The organism is Sneathiella sp. (assembly GCF_047631475.1).
Classification (GTDB): domain Bacteria; phylum Pseudomonadota; class Alphaproteobacteria; order Sneathiellales; family Sneathiellaceae; genus Sneathiella.
The window spans coordinates 1-10640 of record NZ_JBLHZT010000068.1; the positions used below are offsets into that span (position 1 = coordinate 1).

The 10640-nt window shown below is 47.8% G+C and carries 12 protein-coding genes; 4 read left to right on the plus strand and 8 right to left on the minus strand.

The features are described 5' to 3' along the window. On the plus strand, positions 1–760 hold a 760-nt coding region (locus ACJAYR_RS17450; protein WP_415237784.1), incomplete at its 5' end, for an efflux RND transporter permease subunit. Between the two features lie 99 nt (positions 761–859). Here the strand turns inward: ACJAYR_RS17450 and ACJAYR_RS17455 are convergent. The 3 genes from ACJAYR_RS17455 to ACJAYR_RS17465 form a co-directional block, all read right to left on the minus strand. Beyond that, positions 860–1711, minus strand: a complete 852-nt coding sequence (locus tag ACJAYR_RS17455; protein ID WP_415237785.1) for a CDP-alcohol phosphatidyltransferase family protein — start codon at positions 1709–1711, stop codon at positions 860–862. Continuing rightward, positions 1712–2410: a phosphatidylserine decarboxylase gene (locus ACJAYR_RS17460; RefSeq protein WP_415237786.1), complete on the minus strand. Its 699-nt coding sequence runs from the start codon at positions 2408–2410 to the stop codon at positions 1712–1714. A gap of 111 nt (positions 2411–2521) precedes the next feature. Beyond that, positions 2522–4363 (minus strand): ABCB family ABC transporter ATP-binding protein/permease, encoded by a 1842-nt coding sequence (locus tag ACJAYR_RS17465; protein ID WP_415237787.1) that lies wholly within the window; start codon positions 4361–4363, stop codon positions 2522–2524. Between the two features lie 153 nt (positions 4364–4516). Between ACJAYR_RS17465 and ACJAYR_RS17470 the strand changes: the two genes are divergently transcribed. Beyond that, positions 4517–5077: a hypothetical protein gene (locus ACJAYR_RS17470; protein ID WP_415237788.1), complete on the plus strand. Its 561-nt coding sequence runs from the start codon at positions 4517–4519 to the stop codon at positions 5075–5077. A gap of 99 nt (positions 5078–5176) precedes the next feature. Here the strand turns inward: ACJAYR_RS17470 and ACJAYR_RS17475 are convergent, their stop codons facing one another. From ACJAYR_RS17475 to ACJAYR_RS17490, 4 genes are all read right to left on the minus strand, one after another. After that, a complete protein-coding gene (locus ACJAYR_RS17475) occupies positions 5177–6343 on the minus strand; it encodes an Ig-like domain-containing protein (RefSeq protein ID WP_415237789.1) in 1167 nt (388 codons plus the stop codon). A 96-nt stretch (positions 6344–6439) separates the two neighbouring features. Then, positions 6440–7264 (minus strand): c-type cytochrome, encoded by an 825-nt coding sequence (locus ACJAYR_RS17480; RefSeq protein ID WP_415237790.1) that lies wholly within the window; start codon positions 7262–7264, stop codon positions 6440–6442. 63 nt (positions 7265–7327) lie between these two features. Further along, entirely contained in the window at positions 7328–7798 is a 471-nt protein-coding gene (locus tag ACJAYR_RS17485) for a c-type cytochrome (RefSeq protein ID WP_415237791.1), read from the minus strand. A gap of 67 nt (positions 7799–7865) precedes the next feature. Beyond that, complete coding sequence (locus tag ACJAYR_RS17490) at positions 7866–8264, minus strand: hypothetical protein (RefSeq protein WP_415237792.1); 399 nt, start codon at positions 8262–8264, stop codon at positions 7866–7868. On the opposite strand from ACJAYR_RS17490, the gene ACJAYR_RS17495 reads away from it, so the two are divergent. Both ACJAYR_RS17495 and ACJAYR_RS17500 read left to right on the plus strand, forming a co-directional pair. After that, positions 8263–8847 carry a TIGR00730 family Rossman fold protein gene (locus ACJAYR_RS17495; protein ID WP_415237793.1) on the plus strand — a complete coding sequence of 195 codons (585 nt, stop codon included), beginning with the start codon at positions 8263–8265 and terminating at the stop codon, positions 8845–8847. The genes ACJAYR_RS17490 and ACJAYR_RS17495 overlap by 2 nt on opposite strands. Positions 8848–8948: 101 nt before the next feature. Next, a complete protein-coding gene (locus ACJAYR_RS17500; RefSeq protein WP_415237794.1) occupies positions 8949–10163 on the plus strand; it encodes an NADP-dependent isocitrate dehydrogenase in 1215 nt (404 codons plus the stop codon). A gap of 124 nt (positions 10164–10287) precedes the next feature. Here the strand turns inward: ACJAYR_RS17500 and ACJAYR_RS17505 are convergent, their stop codons facing one another. Next, complete coding sequence (locus tag ACJAYR_RS17505; RefSeq protein WP_415237795.1) at positions 10288–10638, minus strand: VOC family protein; 351 nt, start codon at positions 10636–10638, stop codon at positions 10288–10290. Positions 10639–10640 lie beyond the last annotated feature (2 nt).

Here is a 10640-nt window from a genome sequence, read left to right on the forward strand (position 1 = left end):
TAAGCGGGTTATGACTGTCAAAGCGAACGTTCGTGAAGGGGTCCTTGTTGACAACAAAGTTCAGGAGATCCAGAACTGGCTGATCAACGAAGCCAATATTGATCCAGCGGTAAATTTCACCTTTAAAGGTGAAGACGAAGAACAGAAAAAAGCACAGGCTTTCCTTGGAAAAGCTTTTGGTGTGGCACTGTTCATGATGGCGATTATTCTGGTTACCCAGTTTAACAGCTTCTATCACGCGTTTCTAATCCTCACTGCGGTAATAATGTCCACGATTGGCGTTTTTGTAGGCCTGATCGTCACTGGCCAACCCTTTGGCATTGTCATGACGGGGGTTGGTGTTATTTCACTAGCCGGTATTGTGGTGAATAATAATATTGTTCTCATCGACACCTTCGCCCATTTAAGGCGGCAAGGTATGGATGCAATGGAAGCCATCCTGCGAACAGGGGCACAGCGTTTGCGCCCGGTTATGCTGACAACGGTAACAACGATCTTTGGATTGCTGCCAATGGCAATGCAGGTCAATATTGACTTCTTCACACGCGAGGTGGTCACTGGAGCCCCCTCTTCACAGTGGTGGGTTCAGCTGTCGACGGCCGTTGCCTTTGGCCTGACCTTCGCAACCGCCCTTACGCTGATTGTGACCCCAAGCCTATTGATGGTTGGTGCCAATGTGGGCTCTTTCTTTGAGAGCCGGAAAAAGAAGAAGGCCCTCCGCCAGAAGCAAATTAATCAAGCGGCTCAGCCCGCTGAATGAAAAAAGGGCGGCTGAGATATTCAGCCGCCCTTTTCTTTTATCGTCATTCTAAGATCGCGCATTCTTTACAGTAACCTGCTGAAGACCGCCAATCCCTGATTACTTTTTATCCGTGTCCGCATTGGTATCAGTATTTTTCGTGTCTGCGTCCCCTGCCGTATCACCATCAGCGGGGCTTGCAACCTTTTCAGTCTTAAGGGCTTCTTCTTTTTCAAGCCGGCGATGGGTTGCGACCGCAAAAGGAATTGTCCCAAGGTAGACAATGGCGACACCTGTTAAAAACTCCCATGGGTAGCTCACCATAACGGCAGCCATTCCGCCGACCAGGATCAGAAACGGCATGATATACCGGCGGGCGATACGGGCGCGTTTTATGGAAAAAGTCGGAATTCGACTAGCCATTAAAAACGCCATGAACAACAACCAGGCCCCGTTCAAAACACCAGATTTGAAAATCTCGGCATCGGAGTAAAAACTAACAACCATGAACAAAAGCGAAATTGATGCGCCGCCCGGCGCGGCGATCCCGGTAAAATACCGGGATTCCCAGGCAGGAACATCTTCTTCCAGCATGGCATTAAATCGGGCTAGCCGAAGCCCGCAGGAAACCGTATATACAAGTGATACGATCCAGCCAAAGCTCCCTAAACCAGCATCGAGCGTCCAAAGATAAAGAACAATCGCCGGCGCCACGCCAAAACTGACAAAATCTGAAAGGCTATCCAGTTCAGCACCGAATTTTGAACTTCCTTTCAAAAGCCGGGCCATTCGACCGTCCAGTCCGTCCAGTACACCGGCGACAAGAATGGCCACGACAGCCATTTCCCATTTTTCTTCCAGTGCAAAACGAACAGATGTCAGTCCCGCGCAAAGCGCAAGTGTGGTCAACATATTAGGAATTAAAGAATTGATCGGTAATTCCCTAAACCGTCTGCGCCGACTAAATGCCATTTATCGAACCTCAACCACTACAGGTGTTTCATTTTCTGCTTTTAAGTCAGCAATAACCGTTTCACCGCCAACCATATTCTGACCGACGCCGACGAGAGGCTCCACCCCTTCTGGCAGATAAATATCAGTCCGGCTACCAAAGCGGATCAAACCAAAACGCTCTCCTGTTTTTACTTCCTGTCCATCCACCAGATGGCAAAGGATGCGGCGTGCGACCAGGCCTGCGATCTGAACAAAGACGATGTCTTTTCCGTCTTCCGTTTTCAAATGAACAGCATGGCGTTCATTTTCCTCAGACGCCTTGTCCAAAGCAGCGTTCAGGAATTTTCCCGGACGGTAAACCTGCTTAACAATTGTACCGCCCAAAGGGATACGATTGACATGTACGTTGAAAACATTCAGGAAAACGCTGATCCGAAGCAAAGGGTCTGAACCCATTCCCAGTTCTTCAGGTGGGACCGCGCGCTCTATCAATTGAACAACACCGTCGGCCGGGCTGACAATCAACCCTTCGCGGGTAGGCACATGCCTGTCGGGATCGCGAAAAAAGTAGACGCACCACAATGTCAGTATAACCCCAATCCATCCCAGAAACGACCAGGTGAAAAGGAATAAAAGCAGGGTAATGGCGGCAAAGATAGCAACGAACCGATACCCTTCGCGGTTAATCGGCACCATTACTGTTTTCAGTGTATCCATATTTCTCGTCTTTCGAATTACTCTTTATATAATAGCCGTATACCGTAAGTACCCGATAAAAAGAACCAAAATATCCGTTTATGCGACGGTTCCGGGTTAAGCAACTAGGGGTCAGGTCATCGCCTGTTCCAATTTTTCCTGATAGTCGGCGACTTCTTGCTGGCGCGCCCACATATCTGCATATTGACCATTTTGGTCCAGCAAGGCCTGATGGCTCCCTTTTTCGACAATCCGTCCGGCGTCCAGTACAATAATCTCATCCGCATCCACCACCGTCGATAAACGATGGGCAATAACAAGCGTTGTCCTGTCTTTGGAAACCTCTTTCAAGCTTTCCTGGATTTCACGCTCTGTATGGGAATCCAATGCTGAAGTCGCTTCGTCAAACAGGAGAATTCGAGGTCCTTTCAAAATCGTCCTGGCAATGGCAACTCGCTGTTTTTCACCGCCAGACAGTTTTAGCCCGCGCTCACCCACCATAGTATCGTAACCCTCTGGCAGTTTTTCAATGAATTTATCAATGCTGGCAAGGCGGGCCGCCTCACGAATTTCAGCCTCGCTCGCCTCCGGTCGGCCATATCCAACATTATACAGGATCGTATCATTGAACAGCACCGTATCCTGCGGGACGATGCCAATGGCCGCCCGTAACGAGCGTTGCGTCACATCCTCTATGTTTTTGCCGTCAATCGTCACGGTGCCACTATTTACATCGTAAAAACGGAACAGGATCCGGGAAATTGTTGATTTTCCTGCGCCGGAAGGACCAACTATCGCCACCTTCTGTCCTGCCTTCACCTTAAACGAGACATCATGGAGAATTTGGCGGTTTTCCTCATAGCCGAAATTGACGGCATTGAATTCGATCTCACCAGCCCCTTCCGGCAAAGGCTCCGCCCCCTGCTTGTCGTCTATTTCCCGCCCGACACTCAGCAATTCGAACATCTTTTCCATATCAACCAGGCTTTGCTTGATCTCACGGTAAACAAAACCCAGAAAATTCAGCGGTTGAACAAGCAACATTAAAAACGCATGGGCTGCCACAAAGTCGCCAACCGTCATTGTTCCCGCCACAACCCCACTCGCGGAGATATACAAGACAAGAACCATCCCGATACTGATGATGAAACCCTGACCTATATTCAAATATGCAAGGGTCGTCTGACTTTGAACGGCGGCCTTTTCATAACCGGCTATCGCCTTGTCAAATCGGCTGCTTTCATGATCTTCATTGCCAAAGTATTTTACGGTTTCAAAGTTCAGCAGGCTGTCGATCGCCTTGGTGTTCGCTTCGCTGTCTTTTTCGTTCATCCTGCGCCGGTATTTTAAACGCCATTCGGTGACAGCCAGCGTAAAGTAAATATAGCCAAACAATGTGACCGCCGTAATCAACGACATGGCGATCCCGTATTCCACCCACATAATCCCACAGATGATAATAATTTTAAGAACGGTTGGAATGATATTGAACAACATGAAGCGCAGCAGGAAATCGATCCCTTTTGTGCCCCGCTCAATAACCCGGCTTAATCCTCCGGTTTGACGATCCATATGAAACCGCAAAGAAAGCCTGTGCAAGTGACGAAAGGTCTGCAAGGCAACCTGTCGAATTGCGTTCTGCCCAACTTTTGAAAAAATGGCGTCTCTTAACTCGCCGAAAGCCTGTTGAAAAACGCGCGCTGCGCCATAAGCAATGATCAAGGCAATCGGCACCACCAATAAATAATCACTTGGCTTTCCATCGCGCGTTAGATCATCAACAAGAAATTTGAGAATATAGGGCGAGAAGATGGACGCAAATTCTGCTGCCAGAAGAAAGGTAAAAGCAATCAGAACCCTGATTTTCAGGTCCATTCGGTCTTTTGTCCAAATATATCCAAGCAACGTTATCGCCGTAGAAAAATGGCTTCTTTTTTCGGTTTCACTATGACTATCAAAATTGGTATTCTTCATATGCTTTAAACATTTCCCCGATCAGAAATAGCGTAGAATTACCCTATAGATTGTCCCTTTCAGTTACCAGAATATTAACCACTTATCGCTAAAGTCATACACCATGGGTGTGACGCAGACTCCTATTTATTAAGTATTGGGTTAAAAAAGAAGATGGTTGAACAACAAATTGAGCTGAAAACCAGCACAAAATTTGACAATCTTATTGACGAGGGAAGCGAAAAGCAGATTTGGGTTGCTCCCAAGGCTCCGTTATCTTTCCGATTTGTTTGGGATCGAATGCATTTTTCGGCCAAACTGGATCTCATCGAAAACAATCACCGAATTCGTATCCTTGGCGAGCTGGGGCCCTTACCCTATACGGCAGAAAAACCGAATTTCCGGGAAAGACTGCTTCATCTGGTTGCTTGGGAAACGGGCGACCCCCACATCAAATTCGTTCTAGAGCCCAAACGGCACCACATCTACCTGATGATCGACCACCTGCTGGAAGAAGATCTGACAGGCCTTGCGTTGCTCAACTCCGTCGTCACGTCCATGCTGCAGGTTCGCCCCTATATAGAGCTTGCGAAGGAAGTTGGATGGCAGCACCCTTCTGATACAACCCCTCGGGATTTTAACGTCGCCCCAAATACAGGCGTATCCCGTGCTCCTGCCAAAGAACAGGCAGAAGACGACGGTAGAGATGACGCCAAAATCTCAGGCACTGTTTGAAACGAAAAATAACAACTGTTTTAAAATTAAGGCATTAGGGCGCACTCTCGTAGAGCCTCCCTGTAGCCCGGCACCAACGCTGATCGATCGGTGTTCAGATTAGTTGGTGGTTTCTTCTGATGGCAATTTAAAGATCTGGCCCGGGAAAATCAGATCTGGATCTTTAATCTGTTCCTGATTGGCCTGATAAATTGTGGTGTAATGTGTGCCTTCGCCATACATGCGGCGGGCAATCCGCCAGAGACTGTTTCCGGGTTGAACAATCGCCCGAATTTCCAGACCGCCTTTTGCAAGAATTACATCATCCGCAGATTCCCGTTTAAACGGTATTTCGACACGGGAAATTACTTTCCCTTTTGGATCGGTTTGATCTGCACGCAAGGTATATTTCCCGGCTTCGATTTCTTTTTCCGGAACCAGTCTCCAATTCCCCTTTTCATCCACCGTTGCTGTTCCGACAGGCTTATTCTCCAGATAGACCTGCACATCATTGCCGGGCTTTCCCTTGCCAGAAAGCGCGACATCGCCTTTATCATTGTAATCAATCGCGCCAACGGAAAGATCTTTGGCTGCTGTGCGATCCCCTTGTGGTTCAGGCAACTGAAGAAGCTTCGAAATACGCTTGTTAAAAGCTTCTTTCTTATCCTCTGATTTCGGTGTCAGCAAGGCAATGGCGGGCGCCCGTTCTTCAATCGCTTTGGTGCAGTCGGGCACCTGCATGATGACCATGCGGGCTGTTTCCACTTCCTGACCATTTGGATTGACGGCTTTTGCGTTGATCTGCTGCGGGCCTTTTGGCAAGGGGTCTGTTGCCAGGTAAATCCACTCGCCCCGCCGACTGGCCTGTGTCTTGCCGATTTCTGTATCCCCGACGAAAATTCGAACAATGGCTGTTGGCTCAGATGTCCCTGCAACCAACAAACCGCAATTCTTATCTACCCGCACAACATCAAATGCAGGGGCTGCCATGGCCGCGATACCCGAAGTGGTATCCGTTTTACTGTCTTCTTTTGTAATGATAACAGGTTTTCCATCCGGGTCTTGGGGGGCCGGTTCAGACGGCAACTCTATATTCGCGGTCGCTTTCGGCGATGACGGTTCAGACGGATCAGTTGCCTGTTCAACCCTCTCCTCTTTTTTCTTAACAGGGGAAGCAGTTGGTGTTTCCTTATTTGCAAGTTCAGGTTCACCATCCCCGTATAGCCAGAAGAAAAGCCCCAAACCCGCAATGACCAATAATGTAACCAGAATTCCGAAAACCCGCACAGCACCCTCACCCGTTTACCATTTTGAAACAGTATGAACCTTAGACGCGATTGACGCAACAGACTGATTTAGCGCGTCTATCCTCAAGATTTTCGACTATTTTTTCACTTTGTTTTTTACGGGCGCGACCGAAAACAGAAAATCAGCAATGGCTGTACGATCTTCTTTCGTCAGCTTGGATGTTCCATGAGTAATGACATCTTCCATCGTTCCCTGCACATCATCAAAATTCGGTTTCATACCTGTTTCCAGAAAACTGACCATGTCCAGTTTGGACCAATCCCCTATTCCGGTTTCTTTGTCCGGGGTGATGTTCGGAACAAGCTCCCCCTCACCACCGCTTGTACTGCCCGCAAGATACAGGTCGTTATCAATCCCGCCCAGTGCATTTCTGGGCGTATGACATTCCCCGCAATGCCCTAAGGCGTTTACCAAATAATTCCCTCGATCTGCTGACGACTTAATTACCGGGACGGAACTGCCTCCTTCTTTAAAAAACAGGACTTTCCACCCCCACTGCAACCAACGCCACGAAAAAGGAGCCCCCACATCATGAGGCTTATTTGGGGCCTGTACGGGGGGCAGGCTTTTTAAATATACATAGATGGAACGAGCGTCCCGATCCGTCATATTGGTATAACTGGTATACGGGAATGCCGGAAAATAGTGAAACCCTTCCGGACTAATCCCCTTTTTCAACGCCTTGACGAAATCAGCATCAGACCAGCGTCCAATACCTGTGTCGGGATCAAAAGTTATGTTGGGGGTATAAAATGTTCCAAAAGGAGTATCAAGCGCCCGGCCACCAGCATACTCCTGACCGGCGCCCTTTGGTTGCGTATGGCAGGCTTTGCACCCCGCAGCGGCGGTCAGGTAAGCCCCTTCTTCAATTGACTGAGCCAGACCATTTGAGCCAAGCATGATCCATCCAAAAATTGAACAGATCATGACTCTGGATATTTTGCTCACGGATCAGAACCGACCTTAATGATCTTTAGGTGTCCGAAACGGTTTATGGCATCCGCCGCAGGTTTTCCCTGTAGCTCCTAATGCCTGGCCAATTTTTCCCTGATCGCCAGTTGCAACGGCTGTTTGTAAACTCTCAGAGGCCATCTGAAAGGCGGTAATTGATTTTGAAAATGCCTCTTTATTTGTCCAGATTTCCGGTTTTGACCGGGTTTTCTCGCCCCCTGAACCAGCCGGAAACAGCGTCGGCATTTCCTTGCCAATACTGACGATCTGTGCCGCATTTTTATTAAGGTCAGGACTGTAGGCAGCCTCCCCCTTTGCCACGGCAGCGATTGCTTGCATATTTTCACCAAGCATTTTCATCTTGGCAATTCGCGCGTCGGCTTCCGGGATCCCTGTGGTTTCTGAATGTGCGATAGCCGCTCCAACAGTAATGGAAGCACCCAAAATACTTACTAAAGCCAATCTAACTGTTTCTCGTGTCATAGCATTCCCTTTGATTGTTATAATAAACGCAGATCTTGGTCTTAAGGTGCCATCTGCACACCCTTTATCAGTCTGGAAGTTTTTTGGTAATCACTTCGCCCCCATAACCGTCTTTTTTATCCCGTGCGCGAATTGTTACAGTTTTGACATGCATCGGAATGGAAAGCTTCATGGACCGGGTAAAGGGCTGTTCATGATCATGAGGATGCATCAGAACGCGGGTTCCCAATATTGTTCCCTTTTCATCCAGCACATCCCACCGATCTGCATAATGGTCCCACCCTGCATCATCATGCAGTACCGTTACAGAAAAACGATACATATCGGCTTCCGTCTTTTTTATAACAACATCAATCACATCTGCTTTGCCCGCAAAAACAGGGCTTGACGTAATAGCTGCAGCAACGCAAATAAAAGCGGTAAGAAAAACGACGAATTTTCGTTTAAACCGAGTGGAAACCTTCATGACAAAAATCTCTTCATTATGTGTATACTGTGGCTCCAGAATGCCTGTAAATACAGCCTTTAGTAAAGCAGCGAAAGATCTGGGGCATCAACTCGGTGGCAACAACATCCAACTGGTCTATGGCGGTGGACATGTCGGTCTGATGGGTATCATTGCAGACGCAACTCTTGAAGCCAACGGAAATGTTATAGGGATTATTCCGGGTCATCTACATGATATTGAAGTCAGTCACGAAAATTTGACAGAACTTCATGTTGTGGACAGCATGCATAGCCGCAAACAGATGATGTTTGAGCGGTCTGACGCGTTTGTCGTTCTGCCCGGTGGCATCGGAACCCTTGATGAAACGTTTGAGATGATCACCTGGCGTCAACTCAAACTTCATGACAAACCGATCATTCTTGTCAACTACCAGGACTATTGGGGTCCGTTTATCGATTTGATGAACCATATGATAGATCAGGGATTCGTTGAGAAGGAAGTTTTTGATCTTTTTGAGGTTGTAAACAGTCTGGAAGAAATTTTACCGACGCTTGAACGCTCTCCTGATGCAGAAATACAGCCAGATGTCTCAAAAATGTAAGAAAATTACACTTTTTTATCATACGCAACTTGCACCATACGCAGGCAATGCTATTTTGCGCCCATCATTCGAAAATTTATCAGGCAAAGAAGGATCTAGACATGCCAAAGATTCAAGTCGCTAATCCAGTAGTTGAACTGGACGGAGACGAAATGACCCGGATTATCTGGGAATTCATTAAAGAGAAACTCATCCTTCCTTATTTGGACATTGATCTGAAATATTATGATCTTGGTATGGAATCCCGCGATGCTACCAACGACCAGATTACCGTTGATGCCGCTGAAGCCATCAAGAAGTACGGTGTTGGCGTAAAATGTGCGACCATTACACCTGATGAAGAGCGTGTTGAAGAATTTGACCTTAAGGAAATGTACCGCTCTCCAAACGGTACAATCCGGAACATTCTCGGCGGTACTGTCTTCCGCGAACCAATCATCTGCTCCAACGTTCCTCGGCTGGTGCCAGGCTGGACAGATCCGATTGTTATCGGACGTCATGCCTTTGGTGACCAGTACCGCGCAACGGATATGCTGATCCCGGGCCCTGGTAAACTGACCATGAAATACACACCAGCTGACGGCAGTGAAGAACAGGAATTCGAAATCTTTGATTTCCCTGCGTCTGGTGTTGCCATGGGCATGTATAACCTGGATGAATCCATTCGCGGTTTCGCACGGGCCTGCATGAACTATGGTCTAAACCGCGGTTGGCCTGTTTACCTATCCACAAAAAACACCATCATGAAAAAATATGACGGTCGTTTTAAAGATCTGTTCGAAGAAGTTTTTGATAATGAATTCAAAGACAGCTTTGAAAAAGCCGGTATCTCATACGAACATCGTCTGATCGATGATATGGTTGCGTGTGCCATGAAATGGAACGGTAAATTCGTATGGGCTTGTAAAAACTACGATGGTGACGTTCAGTCCGATACGGTTGCTCAGGGCTTTGGTTCACTCGGCCTGATGACATCTGTTCTGATGACACCGGATGGACAGACGGTTGAAGCCGAAGCGGCCCACGGAACGGTTACCCGTCACTACCGCGAACATCAAAAAGGCAATGAGACATCAACCAACCCAATTGCCTCTATCTTTGCTTGGACACGCGGCCTTCTGCACCGTGCCAAACTGGATGACAATGCTGAACTTGCCAAATTTGCAGAAACACTTGAAAAAGTGTGTGTTGCAACGGTTGAAGGCGGCGAAATGACAAAAGACCTTGCGTTACTCGTAGGACCAGATCAGTCCTGGTTGACAACAAACCAGTTCCTGGACGCGATTGATTCAAACCTGAAAAAAGCAATGGCGTAACCCCTTGCTGATCAAACGGAAAAAGCCGGCAGCAATGCCGGCTTTTTTTGTCTTAATCTTGTAGAACGATCCGGATGAATAAAGAACGATTTGGTACGTTCAGCATGTCAGAAATGAAAAAGGACTAAAAACTGACCGCCTCGATTTTATTTCCGTCGAGATCAAAGATGAACGCACCAAAATACTCGGTCTGAGCGGCCTGACGTATTCCCGGCAGTCCTGCACTTTCGCCCCCTTGTGCGATCGCTATCTCATGAAATTCCTCAACATTCTCGGCTCCCTTAACCCGCAGGCAAATATGAGAACCCGTTTCTTTTGATATCGGTCTCATGTCCAGCCGTTCATTCAGCCAGAATTCTGGATAAGCCTTCCCAAAACCTGCTGTGGTTTCCCGTTCGACAAGCATGGATAACCCTATGGGTGCCAAAACCGCGCCACAAAAACGTTTTGCTTTTTCAAGGTCCCGAACAGCAATCG